The organism is Azospirillaceae bacterium (assembly GCA_028283825.1).
Classification (GTDB): Bacteria; Pseudomonadota; Alphaproteobacteria; order Azospirillales; family Azospirillaceae; genus Nitrospirillum.
In genome coordinates this window covers 1,546,124-1,570,817 of sequence record JAPWJW010000003.1, presented here as the reverse complement: position 1 = coordinate 1,570,817, position 24,694 = coordinate 1,546,124, and the positions used below count along the sequence as shown (strand labels likewise).

Genomic DNA, 24,694 nt, shown 5'->3' with positions numbered 1-24,694 from the left:
TTCAATTATAGATAGCGCGTGATAAATTCTTGTTTCCCGAGAGGGACCGGCGAAATGGGGAATGGCGCATGGCAAAGTACGATTTGCTTCGTGACTATCTCATGAAGCAGCAAATGGATGAGTTCGATCTGAACTTCCAGGAAATCGAGAATATAATACGGGCACCCTTGCCCGAAAGTGCCGACCGACCGCAGTGGTGGGCGAATGTGCGGGGCGAATCCAGTCACGTCCAGCGCGAGGCTTGGCGAAAAGCTGGATACGATGCCTTTCTGACTTCCGGATCACGGCGAGTCAGGTTCCGCCGCGTTGCGAGCGCATCCGGACAGGCTGACAGGACGCTCAAACTCGTCCTGTCGCATCATCATGATCGCCTGATTGATGACTTGGTGCGCTCTGGCCGTTACCCGGATGCCAACGCAGTGTTCAACGATGGATTGCGGCTCGTCGCGCGGCGAGAGGAAATCTATGCCACCAAGCTAAGGGCGCTGAAAGAGGCGGCTGAAGCTGAACGCCGCGATATCGATTAAGCACGGTTCGACGAAGCCACTATGGTCAGGTGGCTGAAACTTGGCGGGACGCCACGAAGTTCAGAGGCAGGGGCTTGGCGGCGTGAATGTCGCCGTTGAGGGCCAATAACTCTGGCACCGGTCACGTCCCACTGCGTGGTGTAGGAGCGCCTCCGCCGTGTCAGGCGTGGAGGCCGGCATAGCCGGCTGGAAGGCCTGACACGGCGGGCGGTCATCGCGGTTCTTCGGTAGAGTTTGGTCACCACAACACATCCCCAACCGAGGGTGACCACGATGACCGACCCGATGATGGCGCTGCGCGTGATGCTTGAAAAGGGCGCAGACGCCGATGTCCTGAGACAGATGATCGGCTTTGCCGCCGAGCGACTGATGGAACTGGAGGTTCAGGAGTTGACCGGTGCCGGCCACGGCGAACGGTCGGCCGACCGCCTGGTTCAGCGCAATGGCTACCGTGACCGCGATTGGCATACCCGCGCCGGCACGGTGGAACTGCACATCCCCAAGCTGCGCAAGGGCAGCTACTTCCCAGGCTTCCTGGAGCCCCGCCGCATGGCGGAGAAAGCGCTGACCGCCGTGATCCAGGAGGCCTACATCCAGGGCGTCTCCACCCGCGCGGTGGACGACCTGGTCCAGGCCATGGGCATGACCGGCATCTCCAAGAGCCAGGTCAGCCGGCTGTGCGAGGAGATCGACGGCCGGGTTAAGACCTTCCTGGAACGGCCGCTGGAAGGCGACTGGCCCTACCTGTGGATCGACGCCACCTATGTGAAGGTCCGCCAGAACGGCCGCATCGTCTCCGTGGCCGTCACCATCGCCGTGGCGGTCAATACCAACGGTCGGCGAGAGATCCTGGGCATGGACATCGGCACCTCGGAAGCCGAGACCTTCTGGGTAGAGTTCCTGCGCAAGCTCAAACGCCGCGGCCTGGGTGGCGTCAAGCTGGTCGTCTCCGATGCCCACGAGGGCATCAAGGCCGCTGTCGCCCGCGTATTCCGTGCCACCTGGCAGCGTTGCCGTGTCCACTTTATGCGCAACGCCTTGGCCCACGCCGGCAAGCAAGGCCGCCGTGTGGTGGCTGCCTTCATCGGCACCGCCTTTGCCCAGGATGACGCCACCGCCGCCCGGACCCAGTGGCGCCAGGTCGCCGATCAACTCCGACCCAAGGTCGGCAAGCTCGCCGCCCTGATGGACGAGGCCGAGGAGGACGTCCTGGCCTTCATGTCCTTCCCCGCCGCCCACAGGGCAAAGCTGCACAGCACCAACCCCATCGAACGCCTCAACGGCGAGATCAAGCGCCGTACCGAGGTCGTCGGTATCTTCCCGAACGAGGACGCCATCACCCGCCTGGTGGGTGCCGTCCTCATGGAGATCAACGATGAATGGGCAGTTCAGCGCGGTCGCTACATGACCCTGGAAACCATCGCCGCCGTCGGCGATGATCCAACCATCATGCTGCCCACTGTCGCCGCATGATCGTCCCGGCCAAACGCGCCGGAGACCAAAATGACCGGGCGCTTCTTACACCACGACCTGGGACACGATCCTGGCACCACGGCGGTGACCCTCTCGATCAGGGCTTCGAAGGTATCCGCTTCCGAATGCAGGCCGGGGATGTCGGTTTCGGCGACGTAGTAGGTGCGGGATTCCTCATCCCATGCCACCTGCACCGTATAGACGTGGTCCGCCATGTCGCCCTCCAGGTGCGCGCCCGTGCACCTCAAACCATACCGCCAAATTGGGCGTTCCTTTGGGGGCGTCAAGGGATGGCCCCAAAAGCGAACCGGCCGCCCTTGTGGGGGCGGCCGGCGCGGTACTCGATACTCAAATCAACGGGATCAGCCGTCGCCCATCTTCAGGGCGGCGATGAAGGCGCTTTGCGGGATTTCGACCTCGCCGAACTGCCGCATGCGCTTCTTGCCTTCCTTCTGCTTGTCCAGCAGCTTGCGCTTGCGGCTGATGTCGCCGCCGTAGCACTTGGCCAGCACGTCCTTGCGCATGGCGCTGATGGTTTCGCGGGCGATGACGCGGCTGCCGATGGATGCCTGCACGGCGATCTTGAACAGCTGGCGCGGGATCAGTTCCTTCAGCCGTTCACACAGCAAGCGGCCACGGTGTTCGGCCTGGCTGCGGTGGACGATGGTGGACAGGGCGTCCACCGCCTCGGCATTGACCAGGATGGACATCTTGACCAGGTCGCCGGTCTCATACCCGTCCATCTGGTAATCAAAGCTGGCGTAGCCCCGGCTGATGGACTTCAGCCGGTCGTAGAAGTCGAACACCACTTCGTTCAGCGGCAGCTTGTAGACCAGCATGGCGCGACCGCCGACATAGGTCAGGTCGATCTGCTGGCCGCGACGCTCGGTGCACAGCGCCAGGATGCCGCCCAGGTATTCGTCGGGCAGCATGATGGTGGCGCGAATCCACGGCTCGTCCATGTGGTCGATGCGGATGGGGTCCGGCATGTCGGCCGGGTTGTGCATGTCCACCACCGACTTGTCGGTCATGTGGACCTTGTAGATGACGCTGGGGGCGGTGGTGATGAGGTCCAGGTTGAACTCACGCTCCAACCGCTCCTGAATGATCTCCAGGTGCAGCAGGCCCAGGAAGCCGCAGCGGAAGCCGAAGCCCAGGGCCGCCGACGTCTCCGCCTCGAACTGGAAGCTGGCGTCGTTCAGGGCCAGCTTGCCCAGGCTTTCGCGCAGATGCTCGAACTCGGCGGCGTCGGTGGGGAACAGGCCGCAGAACACCACCGGCACGGACGGCTTGAAGCCCTCCAGCGGTTCGGCCGCCGGGCGGCGTTCCTCGGTGATGGTGTCGCCGACCTTGGTCTCGCGGATGTCCTTGATGCCGGCGGTGATGAAGCCCATCTCGCCCGGCCCCAGGCGACCGGACTGCACGGCCTTGGGCGTGAAGTGACCGACGCGGTCGGCCTCCTTCGAGGCGCCCGTCGCCATCATGCGGATCTTCTGGCCGACCTTCAGTTCGCCGTCGACCACGCGCACCAGGATGACAACGCCCAGGTAGGGGTCGTACCAGCTGTCGACCACCAGGGCCTTCAGCGGCGCGTCCAGGTTGCCCTTCGGGGCGGGCAGGCGTTTGACGATGGCTTCCAGCACGTCCTTGATGTTCAGGCCGGTCTTGGCCGAAATCATCACCGCGTCGCTGGCGTCCAGGCCGATCACATCCTCGATCTGCTGCTTGATGCGGTCGGGTTCGGCCGCGGGCAGGTCGATCTTGTTCAGGACCGGCACGATCTCATGGTTATGGTCGATGGCCTGGTAGACGTTGGCCAGCGTCTGCGCCTCCACCCCCTGCGAGGCATCGACCACCAGCAGCGAGCCTTCGCAGGCCGCCAGCGAGCGCGAGACCTCATAGGCGAAGTCGACGTGGCCGGGCGTGTCCATCAGGTTCAGCTGATAGGTCTCGCCATCATCGGCCTTGTAGGCCAGGCGCACGGTCTGCGCCTTGATGGTGATGCCGCGTTCACGCTCGATATCCATGCTGTCGAGCACCTGTTCGCGCATCTCGCGCGCCTCCAGGCCGCCGCAAAACTGGATCAGGCGATCGGCCAGGGTCGACTTGCCATGGTCGATGTGGGCGATGATGGAGAAATTGCGGATGTGCGAAAGGTCGGTCATGACGGGCCGGTCTGGGGAAACTGAGCGCGACCATAGGATGCCCCGCGTCCCGGCGCAACCGCAGGGATGGCGGGGCGTTCATGTGCGGTGCGGGCCCGACCCTACCCCGCCCGCACCTTGGCGACGAAGCCGGCCACCTGGTGGCGCAGATGGTCGGATTGGCTGACCAGGTCTTGCGCCGCGTGCAGCACGTCGCTGGCCATGGTGCCGGTTTCGCTGGCCGCCCGGGTGACCTGGCCGATGGTGCTGGACACGTCGGAGGTGCCGGCGGCGGCCTGGGCCACGCTGCTGGCGATCTCGTTGGTGGCGGCACCCTGCTGTTCCACGGCGGCGGCGATGGTGGCGACGATGTCGCTGATGCGGCCGATGGTGCCGCTGACGCCGTGGATGGCGCCGGCGGCGTTGCCGGCCACCGACTGGATCTCCCCGATCTGGGCGCTGATCTCCTCCGTCGCCTTGGCGGTCTGGGTCGCCAGGGTCTTCACCTCCGATGCCACCACGGCGAAACCCTTGCCGGCCTCACCGGCGCGCGCCGCCTCGATGGTGGCGTTCAGGGCCAGCAGGTTGGTCTGGCTGGCGATGTCGCTGATCAGGCGCACCACATCGCCGATCTTGCGCGCCGCCTCCACCAGGCCGCTGACGGTGTGGTTGCTGCGTTCCGCTTCCATCACCGCATCCTGGGCGATGCCGGACGACTCCTCCACCCGGCGGCCGATCTCCTGGATGCTGGCGGACAGTTGCTCGGCGGCGGCGGCCACGGTGTTGACGTTGCCGGCGGCCGCCTCGGCGGCGCCTGCCACCGCCAAGGTCTGGTGGTTGGTCTGCTCGGCGATGGCGGACAGGCCCTTGGCGCTGCCCTGCATGCGGTCGGCGGCACCGCCCACCCCCTCCACCACCTGGTCCATGGCGGCCTCGAACTCATCCGCCAGGCGGGCCAGCGCCTGGTGGCGTTCCGCCTGCGCCTGGGCCTTCAGGGTTTCCTGCTCATGGCGCAGGGTGTCGGCCTCGCCCATGGTGCGCTGGAAGATGCGCAGGGCCCGCACGGTGGCGCCGATCTCGTCCCGCCGTTCGGTCGTCCGGATCTCCACCGTGCGGTCGCCGTCGGCCAGGGCGGTCATGCTGTCGACGATGCGTTTCAGCGGGCGGGAGACACCGGCCCAGGCCATCCACAGCGCCAGCGCCATCACCAGCACCGCACCCGACAGGCCGCTGGCCAGGGTGACCCAGTAGGTGCGCTCGTTGCGCGCCTTGGCGGCGGCCTCGCCCTTGGCCAGGCTGTCGTCCACCGCCTTGGTGATGACGGTCAGCCGGTCCTGCAGCTTGGACAGGCGGATATCGAACTCATCGGTCAGGGTGGATGCCCCGGCCTTGGTGTCGCCGGCCAGCATCTGTTCGCGCGCCTTCTCCGCGAAGCCCATCATGGCCTTGAACTCGGCCCTGGCCATGGCCAGGTCATCCTTGGTGCCGGGGTGCAGGGTCGCCACCGCGTCCAGATAGCGGCCCAGGTCGCTGGCCTGCTGCCCGATCTCATCCTTCATGCTGTCGATGATGAACTTGTCGGTCTCGGCCACCATCATGTAGCTGATGCGCCCGATATTGGCGGCGGCCCCATTGGCGCGGTCGATGGCCTTCAGCGCCTCCGCCTCGCCACGCAGCAGGTACTGGTACTGTGCGGCACCCGTGTTCATCTGCGACAGGGTGTAGAGCGAGGTGCCCAGCGTCACCAGACCCATCAGGATCAGGGGCAGCAGCAGTTTCTGGATGATGGGCAGATCCCGGAAAAACCTCATGCGGTCCCCTCCCTCCCGGAGCATGGCGCCATTCGGCGCCAGTCTTTTTTCTATCTTTGGAAGGATAGTAAGGGCCGGCCAAAGGCGGCGCGCAAGGGGATAAGGACGGGGTTTTCGTCGATTAAATGGGCATTAAAAGAAAGGCGCCCCCTGGAAGCCAAGGGGCGCCTACTGCAAACGGATAAGTCCTGTGTCAGCCGCGCAACACGGCCCCGGTCGCCTTGGTGACGGCGGCGACCACTTTGGCGGCCACCGCCTCGATTTCGGCATCCGTCAGCGTCTTGTCCACCGGTTGCAGGGTGACCGACAGTGCCACCGACTTGAACCCGGCCTCGACTCCGGGACCCTGGTAGACGTCGAACAGTTGTACCGCGGTGATCAGGGCCTTGTCGGCGCCCTTGGCGGCGCGGATCAGGCGGTCCGCCTCCACCCCTGCTTCCGCCACGAAAGCGAAGTCGCGGCTGATGGGCTGGAAGGCGGACAGTTCCAGCTTGGGCTTTTCCGTCCCACCCTTCTTCTTTGGCTGGGGGACGGCGTCCAGGAACACCTCGAACGCCACCAGCGGGCCGGTCAGGTCCATGGCCTCCAGCACCGTGGGGTGCAGCTCGCCAAAGCGGGCCAGCACGGTGGGCCCCAGCCGCAGGCAGCCGGAACGGCCCGGGTGGTACCAGGCGGGCGCGTCGGTGGAGACGACCAGGTTGGCGGTGGGGGCGCCGGCGGCCTCCAGCGCGGCGATGGCGTCGGCCTTGGCGTCATAGGCGTCGACGGGGCGGGTGCCCTTGGCCCAGTGACGGCCCACGGCCAGGCCGGCGCGCACGCCGGCGGCGATCAGGTCCTGGCCCTTCTCACTGCCGTCGCGGAAGGCGGGACCCACCTCGAACAGCGCCAGGTCGGCATGGCCGCGCGCGGCGTTGCGGCCGGCGGCGGCGGCCAGGTTGGCCAGCACCGACGGCCGCATGACGGCCAGATCCGCGCTGATGGGGTTCAGCAGCGCCAGCTCATCCGGCGATCCCCCGAACAGCTTGGCGGTTTCCGGCGCCAGGAAGGACCAGGTGATGGCCTCCATCATGCCGCGGCCGGCCAGCAGGCGGCGCACGGTGGCGGTGCGGCGCTGCTTGGGCGTGACCGCGACCTTGGGCAGGCCCTCGTCACGCGGCAGGCTGGTGGTGGGGATGGCATCGAAGCCGTGGATGCGCAGCACCTCTTCCACCAGGTCGGCCTCGCCCTGCACGTCGGCGCGCCAGGATGGTGGGGTGGCATGGATCAGGCCGTCCTGCTGCGCGACCTCGAAGCCCAGGGCCTTCAGGATGCGTACCTGATCGACTTCGGGCACGTCCACGCCGCCCAGGTTGGCGACGCGCGACGGGCGCAGGGTCAGGGGGCGCTGCCACGCGGGTTCGGCACCGGCTACGAACACCGCGCCGGCCTCACCGCCACAGAGGTCCAGCACCAGGCGGGTGGCCTGCTCGATACCGCTGACGACACTGGCCGGGTCCACGCCGCGCTCGAAGCGGTAACGGGCGTCGCTGTCGATCTGCAGGGCGCGGCCGGTCTCCGCCACCTTGGTCGGGTCGAACAGGGCGGCCTCGATGATCACGTCGGTCGTGGTCTCGGACACGCCGGTGGTCTCGCCGCCCATGACGCCGCCCAGGGACAGCACGGCACCGCTGGCGTCGCTGATGACGGTCAGGCCGGCGGGCAGGGTGTATTCCTTGCCGTTCAGGGCCAGCAGGGACTCACCCGCCTTGCTCTCGCGCACGACCAGGCCGCCCTGGACCTTGGCGGCGTCGAACACGTGCAGGGGGCGCACCTGGTCCAGGGTCATCAGGTTGGTGATGTCCACCAGGGCCGAGATGGGGCGCAGGCCCACGGCCGTCAGCTTGTCCTGCAGCCATTGCGGGCTGGGGCCGTTGCGCACGCCGCGCACCACGCGGGCGGCGAACTGCGGGCAGGCGCCGGCGCGGGCGGGGGGGAAGTCCAGCGTCACCTTCACCGGGGCGGGGAAGGCGCCGGGCACCGGGGTGGTGTCCAGCGGCTTCAGGGTGCCCAGGCCGGCGGCGGCCAGGTCGCGGGCGATGCCGTGGACGCCGGCGCAGTCCACCCGGTCGGGCGTCAGGGAGATTTCGATGACGGCGTCGTCCAGCTTGCGCCAGGCGGCAAAGCCGGTGCCCACGGGGGCGTCGTCCGGCAGCTCGATGATGCCGTTGTGCTCATCCGACAGGTTCAGCTCGCGTTCGGAGCACAGCATGCCCCCGGCTTTCCACGCCGCGGATGGCGCCGACCTTCAGCACGTCGCCGGTGGCGGGCACCACGGCGCCGGGGCTGGCGAACACCACGGTGATGCCGGCACGGCAGTTGGGGGCGCCGCACACCACCTGGATGGGCTCCCCCTTGCCGGTATCGACCATGGCGACGCGCAGCTTGTCGGCGTTGGGGTGCTTTTCCGCTGACAGGACCTTGGCGATGGTGAAGGGGGCCAGGGCCCGGCCCTGATCCTCCACACCCTCGACCTCCAGGCCCAGGGAGGTCAGCTTGTCGGTGATGACGTCCAGCGGGGCGTCGGTTTCAAGGTGCTGCTTCAGCCAGGAAAGGGTGAACTTCATCGCTACCTGCCGTTATCGGATTGGGGCGCCTGGTCTTCAGACCGGCTGCCGCTCTTGGGATGGGTTATCGGGTCAGGCCCTGGGCCAGGCTGGGCACGTCCAGCGGCACGAAGCCGTAGTGCTTCAGCCAGCGCAGATCGGCCTCGAAGAAGGTACGCAGGTCGGGGATGCCGTACTTCAGCATCGCCACGCGCTCGATCCCCATGCCGAAGGCGAAGCCCTGCCAGCGGGTGCTGTCGATGCCGCAGTTCTCCAGCACCTTCGGATGCACCATGCCGCAGCCCAGGATCTCCAGCCAGTCACCGTAGTTGCCCAGCTTCAGCTCACCGCCTTTGCGCGAGCAGCCGATGTCCACCTCCGCCGACGGTTCGGTGAAGGGGAAGAAGCTGGGGCGGAAACGCAGCGGCAGGTCGTCCACCTGGAAGAAGGCGCGGCAGAACTCCAGCAGCGTGCCCTTCAGGTGGCCCATGTTGATGTTCTCACCGATCACCAGGCCTTCGATCTGGTGGAACATGGGGGTGTGGGTCTGGTCATAGTCGGACCGGTAGGTGCGGCCGGGGGCGATGATGCGGATGGGCGGCTGGCCCGCCAGCATGGTGCGGATCTGCACCGGGCTGGTGTGGGTGCGCAGCACGCGCGTACCCCCGTCCGGCCCGTTGGGCAGGTAGAAGGTGTCGTGCATCTGGCGCGCCGGGTGTTCCGGCGGGATGTTCAGGGCGGTGAAGTTGTTGAAATCCGTCTCGATGTCCGGCCCTTCCGCCACGGTGAAGCCCATGTCGGCGAAGATGGCGATCATCTCCTCCACCGTCTGGGTGATGGGGTGGACGCGGCCCTCCGTCTCCGGCCGGGCGGGCAGGCTGACGTCGATGCGCTCCGCCTCCAGCCGCTTGGCCAAGTCGGCGGCCTTCAGCACCTGGCGGCGGGCGTCCAGCGCCGCGCTGATCTCTTCCTTCACCGCGTTCAGGGCCTGGCCGCGCTCGCGCCGTTCATCGGGCGTCAGCGATCCCATGTCCTTCATCAGGCCGGTGATGCGGCCCTTCTTGCCCAGGGCGTCCACCCGCACCTCTTCCAGGGCGGCCAGGTCGGGGGCGGCGGCAGCGGCGGCCAGCAAGTCGGCCTTCAGGCTGTCGAGGATGTTCATCGCGACGATCCGTTATTGGGTGCGTTGGGACGGTTCTTGGGTACTGGCAATGACACGAACGCCGTTATGGCCGGCGACCGCCGGCCCCGCAGCGAGTACCGCAGGGCGCGAGCCGAGGAAGCCAAGCGGCCGGAGGGCCGCGCCCGGCGTCTGAGGGAACAAACAAAACCACAAAACAAAAAAAGGGGAGCGGGCCCGCCGGGCCTGCTCCCCTTTTTTCAGTAGGCGTTGATCCGGGTAGGATCAAGCAGCCTTGAGAGCGGCCTGGGCTTGATCGACCAGGACCTTAAACGCATCCGGCTCACGCGCGGCGATGTCGGCGAGGACCTTGCGGTCAACGTCGATGGCGGCGCGCTTCAGGCCGTGCATGAACTGGCTGTAGGTCAGGCCGTGGATGCGGGCACCGGCGTTGATGCGCTGGATCCACAGGGCGCGGAAGTTGCGCTTCTTGGCGCGACGGTCGCGGTAGGCGTAACGAAGCGCCTTTTCGACCTTCTCGATCGCGATGCGGAAGCAGTTGTTGGAACGACCGCGGAAGCCCTTGGCGAGCTTCAGGATCTTCTTGTGACGGGCGTGGGTGGTCACGCCCCGCTTAACGCGAGCCATGGTTCAGCCCTCCTTACGGTACCCGAATGAAATTCTTGGTGATGATGATACCGTCCTGCTTGGACAGGGTCATCATACCGCGGGCGTTCCGCTTCATCTTCTGCGGACGCTTGCGCATGCCGTGGCGCTTGCCGGCGGCCTGGGCGCGAACGAGACCGGAGGCGGTCAGCTTGAACCGCTTCTTCGTCCCGCTGTGATTCTTCAGCTTGGGCATTTTGGTTCCTTCGAATAATAACCGTTCCGGGAACGGCGGTGGATCTCACTTGAACGGGTGGGCATGCCCTGGACCTCTCGGTCCGGCCTCGCCGCCCAAATGAAGCGCGGTTTGTACACGGGGTGGGGGCTTAAGGCAAGGGTTGTGCGGGGTGGAAGACCCCACTGCCGGACGCATGGGCCCCTTGCCTGGCGCGGGGGTGGGCCCCACCTCTGATGGCAATGCCCTCTTAACCATAAGGACACGCCCGCCCATGCCCGACCTCTACACCATAGGGTATGAGAAGGTGGGCCAGCCGGCCCTGGTGGAACAGTTGGTGAAGGCGGGCGTGCGCACCCTGATCGATGTGCGCGAGCTGCCGCTGTCGCGCCGCGCGGGCTTTTCCAAGGGCCCCCTGTCGGCGGCCTTGCGCGGTGCGGGGATCGAGTATCTGCACCTGAAGGCGCTGGGCACGCCCAAGGAGGGACGGCTGGCGGGGCGGGCCGGCAACCTGCCGCTGTTCTGGTCGGTGGTGGACAAGGCGCTGGCCCGGCCGGAGGCGCAGTATGAATTGGGTGTGGCGGCGGCCACGGCGCTCAAGGGCCCCGCCTGCCTGCTGTGCCTGGAACATGACCCGCATATCTGCCACCGCGCCCGTGTGGCGTCCGACATGGCGACGGGATGGGGGTTCCAGGTGCATCATCTGATGGCCGACCCGGCTTTCTGACGGGTCGCCGCCGTATTCCCAGAAAATCCCGGCCGCCGCCGTATGGCCGTCACAATGTCCATGGAAATCTTGGGGGGTATGATGGGGATGGCCCGGTGGGGGGCCTTCCCGCGCACGTCACCTATACGGGACCCGGCGCCGTCTGGTCCGAATGGATAGCTGGTCCGGGGTCTTGCCGCACGGTAAGCCTCGCAGACCGAAGGGGGAGCAAGGCTGCCAGTGCATCACGTCGATACCATCATCCTCGCCATGGGGGCGCTGCTGCTGCTGGCCATCCTGGCCGGCCGCGCGTCCTCGCGTATCGGCGCGCCGCTGCTGCTGGTGTTCCTGGCGCTGGGCATCGCGGTCGACAAGCTGGCCAACTTCCAGTTCAACGATTACCGCCTGGCCTCGCTGGTCGGGTCCATGGCCATCGCCGTCATCCTGTTCGACGGCGGCCTGCGCACGCCGCGCAGCGTGTTCAAGATGGCGCGCTGGCCGGCCCTGGTCCTGTCAACCGTCGGCGTGGTCATCACCGCCGGCATCACCTGCGTGGTGGCGCGCTGGCTGCTGGGCGTGGGCTGGGCGCAGGGTTTCCTGATCGGGTCCATCGTCGCGTCCACCGACGCCGCGGCCGTGTTCCTGCTGCTGCACCAGCGGGGCCTGCGCCTGCGGCCCCGCGTCTCCGCCCTGTTGGAGGTGGAGTCGGGCCTGAACGATCCCATGGCCGTGTTCCTGACCCTGCTGTCCATCCATGCCGTCCAGGGCTCGGGTTTCGGCTGGGCGCAGTTGGGCCAGTTCGCGCTGGAGATGGGCGGCGGCGGCATCATCGGCGTCGCCGGCGGCTTCGCGCTGGCCGCCCTGATCAACCGGCTTGAGCTGTCGGCCGGCCTCTACCCCATCCTGGCGCTGGCCGGCACGCTGTTCATCTTCGGCGCCACGCAGACCATTGGCGCCTCGGGCTTCCTGGCCGTCTATCTCGCCGGCCTGGTCATGGGCGATCGCCGCATGAAGGCGCGCCAGATCATCGAGCGGTTCCACGACGGCCTGGCCTGGCTCAGCCAGATTTCCCTGTTCCTGATGCTGGGCGTGCTGGTGTCGCCCGACACGCTGCTGCGGGTGGCGTTGCCGGCCCTGGTGGTGGCCGTGGCGCTGATCCTGGTGGCGCGCCCCCTGGCCGTCACCCTGTGCCTGTCCTTCTTCGGCTTCGCCTGGAACGAGCGGCTGTTCATCTCTTGGGTGGGCCTGCGCGGCGCGGTGCCCATCTTCCTGGGGTTGCTGCCTGTGCTGTCGGGCCTGCGCGGGGCGGAGACCTATTTCGGCATCGCCTTCGCCGTGGTGCTGCTGTCGCTGCTGGCCCAGGGCTGGACCATCGGCCCGGCGGCACGCCTGCTGGACGTGGAGATCCCGGCCGACCCTGAACCGCCCAGCCGGGCCGACATCGACCTGCCGGTGGACGGGCCGCAGCAGCTGGCCATGCTGACCGTGGCGGCGGAAAGCGAGGCGGCGGTACGCGGCCTGGGCCGGCTGGTGGTGCCGGAATCGGTGCGCGTGCTGGCCATGATCCGTGAGGGTCATCCCGTAGCACCGGAGGAGGTACGGGTGCTCTACCCCGGCGATGCCGTCCTGGTGCTGGGCGAGCCCGCGGCGCTGACCGCCATGGAACGCCTGTTCGGTCGCCGCGACCATGGCCGCCGGGCGTCGGGATTGGGTGATTTCCAGGTCAAGGGCGAAACGCCGCTGACCACCGTGGCCGGCCTCTATGGTTTCACCCCGCCCGATCTGGCGGAGGATGTCGCCATCGGCGACCATCTCAGCCGCCGCCTGGGCCGCCGCGCCAGCGTCGGCGTGCGCCTGCGGGTGGGCGAGGTGGCGCTGATCGTCGCCGCGATGGACGAGGCCCGGGTGACCGAGGTCGGCATCGACCTGACCCCCGACGAACGCCCCTGGACCAAGCTGCGCCAAGGCGTCAAAGGCCTGCGCCTAAGGGCTTAACGCTGTTGTCCTCAGGCGCCGGCGCCCCCTCTGGGGGCTATTCAGTTCCTCAGGCGCCGGCGCCCCCATCCGGGGGCTTGGCTATCCTCGCTGCGCCCTTCGGTGCTCGCTGCGGCGGACGCGGTCGCGTCCTTGTCGCTTCGCTCCGTACAGCCCTGAAGGAAAGGTCTCCCATCGGGCCGCCAGACCCGTAGGCCGCGACTGCGGCCGCCGGAGATTTCCGGAGAGCCGCAGGCGGACTGGAAATCGAGGATAGCCAAGCAACTGTCTTCATGAGGCGTGAGCCGGATCGTATTCGCGCTGTTGCCTGAGGATTGAGTTTGCGAGGACGATGATTTTCCGCATGAGTGCGGTGAGAGCGACCTTGGGCTTTTTGCCGGCGGCGATGAGCTTTTTGTAGAAGGCGGCCAGGGGTGGGTTGTGGCGGCTGGCGACGACGGCGGCCATGTAGAGAACGTTACGGACGGCGGGTCTTCCGCCGTAGATGCTCCGGGGCCCGTCGCGTTTTCCGCTTTGATTGTCCATGGGTGCGACGCCGGCGAGGGCGGCAGCCTGTTGGCGTGTAAGGGCGCCCAGTTCGGGCATATGGGCCAGCGCGGTACTTGCGAAGACAGGGCCTATGGCGGGGATGGAGCGGAGGAATTTGTTCTTGGTCTTCAAGACCTCCGAGGCGGCGATGTGGCTGGCGATGCGCTTATCGACCAGGACGATCTGAAGGGCGATGGATTTCAATCGTCGCTTGGCCAGTCGGCGCAGTTCGGCGTTCTCCAGCCGTCTGGCCTGGTTGGTGATCGTGGTCCGATCCTCAAGCAATTGGCGGCGGTATGTTGTCAGCTCAGCCAACGCTTCCCGGTCTTTGTCCGGCTTGTGGTCTTCCCCTTTGATCGCCTTGGCATAGGCTGCGATCATGCGGGCGTCGAGCCGATCATTCTTGGCCCAACGACCGGAAGCTTTGGCGTAGTAGCGAACCTTGCGGGGGTCGACGATCCGAACTGGGATCTCGGCCTTCACCATGGTCTGAGCGACGGGCCGTTCATAGCCACCGCTGGCCTCCATGACGATCTGCACGGTGCGTTTCCGGCAGCGTTGCCGCAAAGCCACGTAGCCAGCCGGGGAATTCTCAATTTGGAAGACATCCCCGGTTTCATCGTCGAAGCCGTCGAGACGGTCCTTGCTGACATCCAGGGCGATGATAGAGTCGTTCTGCGCCATCTTCATACTCCCAGCCTTGCGCATGCGGGGCGGCGACCCCGTGCAACTGTTCGGGCTAATGAAGGGGCCGACCGGAGAGCCTTGCTTGGCTACGGAGCCGGAACTTCCCGCCGTTGGAACGGTCTTCCGGTCGGATCACGGGCTGGGGCATGCCCCAGCCCGTGACGGCGCTACTTTACGCAGATTGGGAAGATACAAGCCCCCGGATGGGGGCGCCGGCGCCTGAGGAACTTATAAAGTCTTGAACCGCTCCGTCGCCTGCACCAGGGCGGAGCGGATGCCCGGTTCCATGGCGCTGTGGCCGGCGTCCGGCACGATGATGTAGTCGGCCTCGGGCCAGGCGCGGTGCAATTCATCCGCCGTGCGGATGGGGCAGACCACGTCGTAGCGGCCCTGCACGATGATCGCCGGGATGTGGCGGATGCGGTCCACATTGTCCAGCAGGGCGCCTTCCGGCGTCAGTTTGTTGTTGCGGAAGTAGTGCGCCTCCATCCGCGCCAGGCCCAGGGCGTGGTTGTCCTCGCCGGAGGCGGAGACCAGTTCCGGGCTGGGCAGCAGGGTGGAGCAGGCGCCCTCATACACGCTCCAGATCCGGGCGGCGGCCATGCGGGTCTGCGGGTCGGCGGAGGTCAGGCGGCGGTAGTACGCCTCCAGCAGATCGCCGCGTTCGTTCACCGGTATGTGGTTGGCGAAGGTGCCCCACGCCTCCGGGAACAGGGTGCGCATCTCATACAGGAACCAGTCGATCTCCTGCTGGCGCATCAGGAAGATGCCGCGCAGCACCAGGCCCTTGGTCCGTTCCGGATGGGCCTGGGCGTAAGCCAGCGCCAGGGTGGAGCCCCAGGAGCCGCCGAACACCAGCCAGCGGTCGATTTCCAGCAGCGACCGCAGTTGTTCCAGATCCGAAACAAGCTGCGGGATGTCGTTTTCGCGGATTTCACCCAGGGGGGTGGAGCGGCCGGCGCCGCGCTGGTCCAGGATGATGATGCGGTAATGGGCGGGGTCGAAGAAGCGGCGATGGGTGGGCGAGGCGCCGGCACCCGGGCCGCCATGCAGGAATACGACTGGCGCGCCCGCCGGATTGCCGGCTTCTTCCCAATAGATCGTGTGCAGGCCGCTGACGGCCAGCGTGCCGGTCCGATAGGGTTCCAGGGGTGGAAAAAGATCGCCGCGCGCCATGGGTCGTTACACCAGCTTCTGGGAAAGGCGCAAAGTGTAGGACAAGCGCACGTGCCAGCGCAAACCCAACCAAGGCGGGAGCGGGCGTTTTGACCCGATCCGGCCGGAGCCATACAGCGATGTCACAATTTCCCGCCGCTTGCCCCACCGTTTTCCCCACGGTGACGGAGGATGCCATCGCCGCCCTGGTCGCGGCCTTTTACGATCGCGCCCGGGCCGATGCCCTGCTGGGCCCCGTCTTCCTCGCGGTCGTGGGCACGGCGGAGGAGGCCTGGGTCCGCCATCGCGCCCGCATCAGCGACTTCTGGTCTTCGGTCCTGTTGAGCACCGGGCGTTATGAAGGCCGGCCCATGGTGGTGCATGCCGGCCTGCCGGAGATCGGCCCCGACCATTTCCGCCGCTGGCTGACCTTGTTCGGCGAGACGGCCCGGGAAATGTTCGCGGCGGAGGCCGCGGACCGCATCGTGGCGGCCGCTACCCGCATCGGCCGCAGCCTGCAGATGGGCCTGGCGGTGGCGCGGGGCGAGGGTGCTGGGGCTTATCTTTAAGCGCGCCCTCAGGCGCCGGGCGCGGCCGTCCGGCCGCTAGGCTTGTCCTCACTTTCCAGTTCACTGCGTTCCCCGGAAAGTTCCGGGGCCGGCGGTCGCCGGCCATGGTCAGGGCTCTGTGGCCGGAGGCGTGCCCTCCGCCCTCGGCGTGCTGTCCGGTGCGGCGTCCTTCCCCTTGCGCGTCGGGCGGCGGTGGGGCCAGCGGCCGTCGGTGGTGACGATCTGGTCGGGGTTGGTGACGCGGATCATGGGGCCGTTGTGCTCCTCCACCCAGCCGCGCACCTCCACCATGCGGCCTTTCAGGTCCAGCGGGCTCAACTGGCGGGCGCGGAAGGCGGCCATGTCGCGGCGGTCGATCTCCACCGTGAAGTCGGTGCGCCGGTTGGCGCCGAAGTTCAGATAGACGCGGTCGCGGGCGTCGGCGGCGTCCAGCACCCGGCCGCTGACCACCGCGTAGCGCCCCTCGCTCTGAGCCGCTGTGTCGGGATCGCGCACGGCGTAGAACGGATCGGCCCACAGGCCAAGGCCATGATCGCGGGCATAGGTTTCGGCCCGGCGCAGCGGTGCCAGGCCCTTGGGCGCGTCGGGATGGGGGGCCAGTTCCGCCCAGCCCTGGCGCAGCAGGGCGTCCTGCACCCACAGCGGGCGGCGGCCCTGTCCATCCCGGATGACCAGGTGGGCCAGGACGCGGCCGTAACGGTCGTGGTCGGTGCCGCCCAGCATCAGGCCGACCGTGCGGTTCAGCACCAGCGCCTCCAGCGCCGCGCGCGATTCCGGTGCCAGCGGCCAAGCCGCGTGGGTGCCTTCGCCATCCGCCTGGCGGCCGGTCTGCGCCCGGCGTGGCGCCAGGATGCCGGCCAGCCGTACCACGCGGCCGTCGCGCAGAGTCAGGGTGTCGCCGCTCAGTACCGCCATCACCACGCCGTTGCCGGCGGGCGTCAGGCCCCGGAAGGATTTGGCATGGGCGGTCCTGGTCCGGTGCGTCCGCGCCCCGGCACCGCACGGCAGGGCGCACAGCGCCACGGCCAGCAGCGTGAAGGCGAGTCGTCTGGCGTGCATCGCGGGCGTTTCCGGCAACTGGGGCGCGATGACGATACGGGCTGACGGTCCAGAAGAAAAGACGGCGCGGACCATTGGTCCGCGCCGTTGACAGTTTACGCGTTCTGCCAGAACCGATTGATGGCACGGCCGCGTAAGCCGGTGATGGCGCGTCTGATGGGTATCGGCGGTCCCAGGGTTCCGGCCGCTGCCCGGCCCGTCTCAGGTGGACGGTGGGGCGAGGCCAAAAACGCGTAGGGGACGAAATTCCATCGGTTCCATCGTCTGCGGATCCCTTGAGGTGGGGGTTGCTCTGCGAGACGTTCGATACTTCGCAAACACCGGGCCAAGCGGCCAAAGGTTCATTGGGAAGCGCAAAAGCCTTAGGAACTGGGCATCCGCGGTGTCACTTCCCACGTCGGCTCGGCTTGTAGCACTGGAACGATGGTCAGGCGTGTCGCTTTATGTAATGCATAATGCAATTGTTTGTTGGGGTGCTGTTAACTATTGCTTAATGCAATATGCTCAGTTGGCATCCGCCCCATACCCGCAACACGGGTGGCGTGCCCCCTTGCCGCAGTTGCCGCCGGGCCGGCCGACCGCTACCGTGCGGGCCATGAGTGAAACGACACAGGCCCTGGAGCAGTCGGCAAGGGGATGCCCCATCCGTCGCTCCGCCGTGCGCCTGTCCATCGCCACCGCGCTGCTGCTGGGGTTCGGCACGCTGGTTCTGGTGGCGGTGGCCAGCGTCCTGATCCTGGGCTTCAGCACATCCACCCGCAACACGGCGGCGCTGCTGACGGACAAGGTCATCCTGGCCATGGACGGTATGACGGTGCGCGTGCGCGCCCAGCTGGATCCGGCCCAGTACCAGGCGGAATTCCTGGTGGCCTCCATCGCGCGGGGGGAGATCGACACCACCGACACCGCGCGCCTGGGCCAGAATCTGCGCTCCGCCCTGGCGGCCTCGCCCCAGATCACGGCGGTCAGCTTCGTCTCGCCGGAGGGCAAGTGGACCGTGGCCCGCCGTACCGGGCGGACGGAGGCGGAGGTGTCGACCATGACGCCGCCCCCCGCCACCAAGGTGCTGATGGAGGAGATGAAGGCCGCGCCCATCGCCCGCTGGGTCGATCCCGTCTGGTCCACGGAAGGGGAGACCAGCTATCTGACGGTGCGGGCGCCGGTGCGCGCGGCCGACGGCACTTTCCTGGGTGCCGTGCTGGTGGGCGTCAGCTTCGTCGACTTGTCAGGCTTCCTGGGTGAGCTGGACAGCAGCCAGGGCGTAACCGCCTTCATCCTGTATGACGCCGACCATGTGCTGGCCCACCCGGCCCTGATCGGCCGCACCTTCGACCTGGCCGATCGCACCCCGCCGCTGCCCACCCTGGCCGACCTGGGCGATCCCGTGGCCGCCGGCATCTGGCAGCGCCAGCCGCCGGGCCATGTGGTGGCCCGCGACGGCATGGGCGGCAAGCTGCGTGACCTGGATTTCCGCCAGGCCACCGTGGGCGACGTCGATTACGTCTATCTGCTGCGCGACCTGACGGGGTACGGCGCCCGCAGCTGGACCCTGGTCATGGCCCTGCCGCAGCGTGAGGTGGACCAGGAAATCCGCCGGGTGCGCTGGTTCGGCCTGGGTGGTGTCGCCATCCTGCTGGTGTCCGTGGTCCTCAGCCTCATCCTGGGCAAGACCATCAGCCGGCAGATCCGGGGCCTGTCGCGGGCAGCGACCTCGCTACGCGACCTGGACTTCCACGCCGTGCCCTATTTGCCGGATAGCCGCCTCAGCGAATTGTCGGACGCGGCGGCGGCCTTCAACACCATGCTGACCGGCCTGCGCTGGTTTGAATCCTACGTGCCCAAGGCGCTGGTCCTGCGCCTGATCCGCCGGGGCGACCATGCCGGCTCCATCCTGTCGGAGGAACGCGACGTCACCGTCATGTTCACCGACATCAAGGGCTTCAGTACCCTGGCGCAGAACATGACGCCGGCCCAGACCGCCTCCCTGCTCAATGAGCATTTCACCCTGCTGTCCGCCTGCATCGAGGCGGAGGGCGGCACGGTGGACAAGTTCATCGGCGACGCCGTTATGGCCTTCTGGGGCGCGCCTGACGACCAGGCCGACCACGCCGCCCGCGCGCTGCGCGCCGCCGCCGCCATCAGCCGCTGCATCCGTCACACCCATGACGAGGCGATGGCCCAGGGCCGGCCCGCCATCTGCCTGCGGGTGGGCATCCATTCCGGCCCGGTGGTGGTGGGCAACATCGGCACCGCCAGCCGCATCAACTACACCATCGTCGGCGACACGGTGAACGCCGCCGCCCGGCTGGAGGCGCTGGGCGCCGACCTGGCCGCCGAGGCCGCCCCCTGCATCGTCCTGGCCAGCGCCGACACGGTGGATGCCGCCGGCGACTGCGGCGTCGCCATGACCGATGTCGGCGAATACAGCCTGCGCGGCCGTACCGGCCAGGTGCGGGTCTGGCAATTGGCCGATGGCGACCACGGCCCCTCCGATCCCGTTGGCCCCGTGGGCATCACCATCGGTGAAGCCGGGGCGCCCAGCGTGACCGAGGACTGCCCGAAGCTGTCGTGAAGAATACCGGCGGCATGGGACTTCGGCTCATGCCGCTGTAGGCTGCGACCGCAGCCGCCGGAGATTTCTGGGGAGCCGAAGACGGACTGGAAATCGAGGAAGCCAAGCCAGCGGATGCTGGCGCCCGGCGCCTGAGGGGAAGTTTGATCGGCCACGATCAAACTGCGCGCGTAAGACTATAAATTTTTTATGACGCATGGGGGAAACACCCCCGCTGACGCATCAAGGCCCTACGACGATCGCGTGCGCCGGGATGGGGATGGGCCTTGTCTGCCGGCGCCGCAGCGGGATGCGGCCTGTGCAGGATCTGAACGACTTTCAGGGAAGTTCCCCGCCGGCGGCGCGGCTCAGCGACGACCGGGCGCGGTGGCTGGCGGCGCATGTGCTGCCGCATGAGCACGGCCTGCGCGTCTGGTTGCGGTCCAAGTCCTATCTGGGCTTCGATGCCGACGATGTGGTGCAGGAAACCTACACCATCCTGGCGGCCCGGCCGTGCGTGGCCGACATCCACAACCCCCGCGCCTATGCCTTCCAGACCGCCTACTCTGTCATCCTGCGCCAGTTGCGCCAGGCCCGCGTGGTGCCCATCGCCGCCGTGGCCGACCTGTCGGCGCTGGGGGCGGAAATGGACGCGCCCTCGCCGGAGGAGATCACCTCCGCCCGGCAGGAACTGCGCCTGATCCAAAGCGCCATCGAGGATTTGCCGCGCCAGACGCGGCGGGCCTTCGTCATGCGCCGGGTGGAGGGTTTGCCGCAGCAGGAAATCGCGCGGCGCATGCGATTGTCGGAAAACACGGTCGAAAAGCATGTCAGCCGGGGGCTGAAGCTGCTGATGGAAAAGTTCGGACGTGCCCGGGCGGGTGCGGAACCGGAGACGGGTGGCGTGGCGGACAAAAGGTCGAATGAGCGTGATTCCAAGACAAACCGCCGGGGCGATTGACCTGATCGCCGCCCAGTGGGCGGCCCGGCTGGACGCGCATGCCCTGACGCCGGAAGAACAGCGCGACCTGGACGCCTGGCTGGTGGACGATGTGCGCCACCTGGGCGCCCTGACCCGGGCCCGCGCCCTGCTGCTGGGCGGCGGCGTGGCCGACGCCCTGGCCATGGCGCCACCGCCGTCGCGCGGGATCACCCGCCGGGGCGCCCTGGTGGCCGCGGCGGCGGGATTGGCGGGCGTTGCGGTCTATGGCCTGGGCGGCCGGCGCCCGGCGGCGGCGCAGACCTTCACCTCCCTGGTGGGGGAGGTGCGGCACATCCCGCTGGACGACGGGTCGCGCATCATCCTGAACACCGACTCGGCCGTCTCGGTGGATTTCCATGCCGGCCGGCGCCTGGTCCGCCTGGACCGGGGGGAGGCCTTCTTCGAGGGGGCGGAGGCTTGGGCGGCGCCCTTCGTGGTGCGCAGCGCCGTGGCCCAGGTCTTCGCCGGCGGGGCGGCCTGCGCCCTGCGCCTGCTGGGCACGGGGGCGATGACGGTGGCGGTGGTGTCGGGCAAGGCCGCCATCGAGGGGCCGCCGTCGGCGCTGGCCGACGCGCTGGGCCGCCTGACCGGCCGGGACTGGTCCCTGCGGCCGGCGCCGGATGACGCCGTGCTGGTGGCGCCGGGGCAGGAGGTGATGATCCGCCACGGCGGTCACGGCACCCAGGTCAGTTTCGAGACGGTGGCCAAGGGTGGGCTGGAACGCGCCCTGATGTGGCGGGAGGGGCGCCTGGCCTTCGAAGGCGAAACCCTGGCCCAGGCGGCGGCGGAGTTCGCGCGCTATTCCCCCCGGCGCCTGGTGCTGGCGGGTGACCGCCTGGCCCAGCGGCGCATCTCCGGCCTGTTCCAGGCGACCGACCTGGCCGGCTTCGCCCGTGCCGCCGCCATCAGCTTCGGTGCCCAATACAGGGAAGATGGTGGCAATATAGTTCTTTCTGATTGAATGAGTTCGTGAGGATAGGTCGCGTAGGGATTTAAGCTGTTAAACTTAAATGACGGAGTGGCGGAAAGATAAGCCGCCAATTCTCTCTCCCAGCATGAACGCAATGAGCGCGGCCGACTGTCGAGGACGGCAAGGCCGCCCACTTCATCGTTGGGGGAAGATGTAATGATTGTGAAATACGGTCGCGGCCTGATGTTGGCGGGCACGGCGTTGGGTGGCCTGTGGGGTGTCACGCCGGCCTGGGCGCAGAACGCGCATTTCGATCTGGCGGCCCAGCCGGCGGTGCGTTCCATCCCCCTGTTCGCCCAGCAAGCCGGCATCCAGATCCTGGCGCCCACCGACCAGCTGGACGGCATCAACACCGCCGCCTTGCAAGGCGATCTCGATCGCGGCCAGGCCCTGGCCCGCCTGCTGAAGGGCACGCCCCTGGTGGTGGCGTCGGACGACGGCCGCACGGTGGTGCTGAAGCTGGCGCCGGCTGTGGCACCGTCATCCGGGTCGGCGGCCCGGCCCCGGGCCCAGGCGGCCCCCGCCGACGTCCAGGTGGCCGATGCCGCCGGTGGCAGCCTGGATGAGATCGTGGTCACCGGCACGCGCGATCGTGGCCGCACCCAGTTCACCACCATGACGCCGGTGGACGTGCTGAGCGCCAAGGACCTTCAGGACGGCGCCTCCAACCAGCTGCTGGAAAACCTGACCCAGGTCATTCCCGGCTTCAACGTGCAGAAGCTGCCCAGCTCCGACGGTGGGCAGTTCATCCGCCCGGCCCATCTGCGCGGCCTGTCGCCCGACCAGACCTTGGTGCTGGTCAACGGCAAGCGTTTCCACCGCACCGCCTTCCTGGGCCAGCGCGGCGCCCAGGGGGCGGACCTGGCGCAGATCCCGGACTTCGCCATCGGCCGGGTGGAGGTGTTGCGCGACGGTGCCTCCGCCCAGTACGGGTCCGACGCCATCGCCGGCGTCATCAACATCCAGCTGGACGACCGGCCCGGCGTCTATGGCTACGCCCAGGGCTCGCAGTACTATGCCGGCGACGGCACCACCTGGAATGGCGGTTTGCGCGCCGGGACGGAGGTGGGCGACGGCGGCCACCTGATCGCCACGGCGGAATGGTCGGACGGCACCCTGACCTCCCGCACTCACCAGCGCGCGGATGCCGCCGCGTTGCAGGCGGCCAACCCATCCCTGAAGATCCCCGACCCGGTGCAGCGCTGGGGTCGGCCGGACGAGAGTTCCTACCACTACGCCGTGGACGGCATGCTGCCGGTGGGCGCGGCGGAGGTGTACGGCTTCATGACCGTGGCGACGGGCGAGGGGCTGAACGACATCAACTGGCGCACGCCCGACGTGAAGAGCAACGCCAGTGTCTACGGGCTGGCGCCCACCATCTTCCCCGGCTGGGACCTGAAGTCCCTCTACCCCAACGGCTTCACGCCGCAGGAAGGCATCAAGTACACCGACTATCAGGCCGTCTGGGGTACCCGCGGCCATGTCGGCGGTGATTTCGACTGGGACCTCAGCGGGTCGTACGGCGAGAACGAAAGCCGCTTCTACCTCTACAATTCCATCAACGCGTCGATGGGGCCGGACAGCCCCACCAACTTCTTCCTGGGCACCCAGCGGCAGGATGAGTTCAACCTGAACGCCGACGGCGTCTATCGCCTGGATGTCGGCGCCCTGCCGGAACCGCTGAACATCGCCTTCGGCGGTGAGCGCCGGCTGGAGATCTATACAGTGGAGACGGGGGACAAGGCCTCGTATCTGGTGGGGCCGGGCGCCACCGCCGGCCTGGCCTCGGGCGCCAACGGCTTCCCGGGCTTCAGCGACCAGCAGGCCGGGTCCTGGTACCAGACCAGCTATGCCGGTTACCTGGACCTTGAGGCCAAGCTGCTGCCGCAATGGACCGTGGGTGGTGCCGCCCGGTATGAGACCTACAGCGGTTTCGGCGACAAGATGACCTACAAGGCCTCCACCCGGTACGAGATCACGCCCGACCTGGCCCTGCGCGCCTCATACTCCACCGGTTTCCGGGCGCCGACGCCGGGGCAGATCAACTCCCTCAGCACCTCGCAGGGGCTGGACACCAACACCCTGCAACTGTTCACCAGCGGCCGCCTGTCGCCGGACAACCCACTGGCGGTGGCGCTGGGCGCCCAGCCGCTGAAGCCCGAAACCTCGCAGAACTACAGCCTGGGTGCCGTCTGGCGCACCGATGTCGGCCTGTCGGGCTCGGTCGATGCCTACCAGGTCGACGTCGCCAACCGCTTCTCAAGTTCCCAGACCATCACCCTGACCGCGGCGCAAAAGGCCCAGCTGGTGGCCCAGGGCGTGCCGGGGGCGGACAACTACACCTCCGTCTACTGGTTCACCAACGACTTCAACACCCGCACCCAGGGCCTGGACGTGGTGGTGGACTACACCCAGCCGGTGTTCGAGACGGGCCGCGTGGACCTGAAGCTGGCCTACAATCACAACCTGACCATGGTGACCGCCGGCAGCCTGAACGCCAATCCGACGCAGAAGATCCTGTATGAACAGGGCCTGCCCAAGAACAACGTGACGGCCAGCGTCACCTATACCGACCATCCCTTCGAATACCAGGCGCGGGTCCGGTATTACGGCGGCTGGACGGACAGCACCGGCAATTCCACCGGCGACATCTACCAGACCTTCGGCGGCATCACCTTCTACGACCTGTCGGTCACCTATCACATCAACGACAATCTGTCGGTGCGGGTGGCGGGTGAGAACATCTTCGACACCTATCCGGAAAAGGCCGTCTACCAGGCCAGCCGGGGCATCGAATATTCGCGCAACGCGCCCTACGACACCTATGGCGGCCGCTATTACGTGCGCGTCAACGCCGCTTTCTGAAGCTTGAATGCGTGGCATTTGATCGTACCGCTCAAATGCCGCCCTCAATCGGCGGGCGCCGGCATCCGCCGGCTTGCCTTCCTCGCTTTCCAGTCCACTCCGCTCCCTGGGCAAGCTCCGGCGGACGCG

At 67.5% G+C, this 24,694-nt stretch carries 18 protein-coding genes and 1 pseudogene; 9 read left to right on the top strand and 10 right to left on the bottom strand.

Annotation, left to right across the window (positions count from 1 at the left end; genetic code table 11):
* The first annotated feature begins 68 nt into the window (after positions 1-68).
* Together PW843_19055 and PW843_19050 are read left to right on the top strand one after the other, a co-directional pair.
* Positions 69-527: a type II toxin-antitoxin system ParD family antitoxin gene (locus tag PW843_19055; GenBank protein ID MDE1148683.1), complete on the top strand. Its 459-nt coding sequence runs from the start codon at positions 69-71 to the stop codon at positions 525-527.
* Between the two features lie 273 nt (positions 528-800).
* Positions 801-2,000, top strand: a complete 1,200-nt coding sequence (locus tag PW843_19050) for an IS256 family transposase (GenBank protein MDE1148682.1) — start codon at positions 801-803, stop codon at positions 1,998-2,000.
* Here the strand turns inward: PW843_19050 and PW843_19045 are convergent.
* The 7 genes and pseudogenes from PW843_19045 to rpmI all read right to left on the bottom strand — a co-directional run bounded on the left by PW843_19045 (position 1,928) and on the right by rpmI (position 10,519).
* Positions 1,928-2,215 carry a DUF1902 domain-containing protein gene (locus tag PW843_19045; GenBank protein ID MDE1148681.1) on the bottom strand — a complete coding sequence of 96 codons (288 nt, stop codon included), beginning with the start codon at positions 2,213-2,215 and terminating at the stop codon, positions 1,928-1,930. The two genes, PW843_19050 and PW843_19045, sit on opposite strands and share 73 nt — an antisense overlap.
* A 147-nt stretch (positions 2,216-2,362) precedes the next feature.
* Complete coding sequence (gene lepA / locus PW843_19040) at positions 2,363-4,165, bottom strand: translation elongation factor 4 (protein MDE1148680.1); 1,803 nt, start codon at positions 4,163-4,165, stop codon at positions 2,363-2,365.
* Between the two features lie 101 nt (positions 4,166-4,266).
* Positions 4,267-5,955, bottom strand: coding sequence for a methyl-accepting chemotaxis protein (locus PW843_19035; protein MDE1148679.1), 1,689 nt, complete (start codon positions 5,953-5,955; stop codon positions 4,267-4,269).
* Positions 5,956-6,148: 193 nt separating this feature from the next.
* A pseudogene (gene pheT, locus PW843_19030) lies at positions 6,149-8,558 on the bottom strand (phenylalanine--tRNA ligase subunit beta).
* A gap of 64 nt (positions 8,559-8,622) precedes the next feature.
* Positions 8,623-9,699, bottom strand: coding sequence for a phenylalanine--tRNA ligase subunit alpha (gene pheS, locus PW843_19025; GenBank protein MDE1148678.1), 1,077 nt, complete (start codon positions 9,697-9,699; stop codon positions 8,623-8,625).
* Positions 9,700-9,942: 243 nt separating this feature from the next.
* On the bottom strand, positions 9,943-10,305 hold the full coding sequence (gene rplT, locus PW843_19020) for a 50S ribosomal protein L20 (protein MDE1148677.1): 363 nt from the start codon (positions 10,303-10,305) through the stop codon (positions 9,943-9,945).
* Between the two features lie 13 nt (positions 10,306-10,318).
* On the bottom strand, positions 10,319-10,519 hold the full coding sequence (gene rpmI, locus PW843_19015; GenBank protein MDE1148676.1) for a 50S ribosomal protein L35: 201 nt from the start codon (positions 10,517-10,519) through the stop codon (positions 10,319-10,321).
* 253 nt (positions 10,520-10,772) lie between these two features.
* Between rpmI and PW843_19010 the strand changes: the two genes are divergently transcribed.
* Positions 10,773-11,225 carry a DUF488 domain-containing protein gene (locus PW843_19010; protein ID MDE1148675.1) on the top strand — a complete coding sequence of 151 codons (453 nt, stop codon included), beginning with the start codon at positions 10,773-10,775 and terminating at the stop codon, positions 11,223-11,225.
* Between the two features lie 219 nt (positions 11,226-11,444).
* Positions 11,445-13,199, top strand: a complete 1,755-nt coding sequence (locus tag PW843_19005; protein MDE1148674.1) for a potassium/proton antiporter — start codon at positions 11,445-11,447, stop codon at positions 13,197-13,199.
* A 270-nt stretch (positions 13,200-13,469) separates the two neighbouring features.
* Here PW843_19005 and PW843_19000 read toward each other — a convergent pair whose 3' ends face one another.
* Both PW843_19000 and pip read right to left on the bottom strand, forming a co-directional pair.
* Positions 13,470-14,411 carry an IS110 family transposase gene (locus tag PW843_19000; protein MDE1148673.1) on the bottom strand — a complete coding sequence of 314 codons (942 nt, stop codon included), beginning with the start codon at positions 14,409-14,411 and terminating at the stop codon, positions 13,470-13,472.
* 231 nt (positions 14,412-14,642) lie between these two features.
* Positions 14,643-15,590, bottom strand: coding sequence for a prolyl aminopeptidase (pip, locus tag PW843_18995; protein ID MDE1148672.1), 948 nt, complete (start codon positions 15,588-15,590; stop codon positions 14,643-14,645).
* A 119-nt stretch (positions 15,591-15,709) separates the two neighbouring features.
* On the opposite strand from pip, the gene PW843_18990 reads away from it, so the two are divergent.
* A complete protein-coding gene (locus PW843_18990) occupies positions 15,710-16,138 on the top strand; it encodes a group III truncated hemoglobin (protein MDE1148671.1) in 429 nt (142 codons plus the stop codon).
* A gap of 108 nt (positions 16,139-16,246) precedes the next feature.
* On the opposite strand, the gene PW843_18985 is transcribed toward PW843_18990, so the two are convergent.
* Positions 16,247-17,197 (bottom strand): thermonuclease family protein, encoded by a 951-nt coding sequence (locus PW843_18985; GenBank protein MDE1148670.1) that lies wholly within the window; start codon positions 17,195-17,197, stop codon positions 16,247-16,249.
* 595 nt (positions 17,198-17,792) lie between these two features.
* On the opposite strand from PW843_18985, the gene PW843_18980 reads away from it, so the two are divergent.
* The 4 genes from PW843_18980 to PW843_18965 all read left to right on the top strand — a co-directional run bounded on the left by PW843_18980 (position 17,793) and on the right by PW843_18965 (position 24,565).
* A complete protein-coding gene (locus PW843_18980; GenBank protein ID MDE1148669.1) occupies positions 17,793-19,769 on the top strand; it encodes an adenylate/guanylate cyclase domain-containing protein in 1,977 nt (658 codons plus the stop codon).
* 298 nt (positions 19,770-20,067) lie between these two features.
* Positions 20,068-20,709 (top strand): RNA polymerase sigma factor, encoded by a 642-nt coding sequence (locus tag PW843_18975; GenBank protein ID MDE1148668.1) that lies wholly within the window; start codon positions 20,068-20,070, stop codon positions 20,707-20,709.
* Positions 20,672-21,691 (top strand): FecR domain-containing protein, encoded by a 1,020-nt coding sequence (locus tag PW843_18970; protein ID MDE1148667.1) that lies wholly within the window; start codon positions 20,672-20,674, stop codon positions 21,689-21,691. Before PW843_18975 ends, PW843_18970 begins: the two co-directional genes overlap by 38 nt.
* A gap of 165 nt (positions 21,692-21,856) precedes the next feature.
* Complete coding sequence (locus PW843_18965; protein MDE1148666.1) at positions 21,857-24,565, top strand: TonB-dependent receptor; 2,709 nt, start codon at positions 21,857-21,859, stop codon at positions 24,563-24,565.
* Positions 24,566-24,694: the final 129 nt, after the last annotated feature.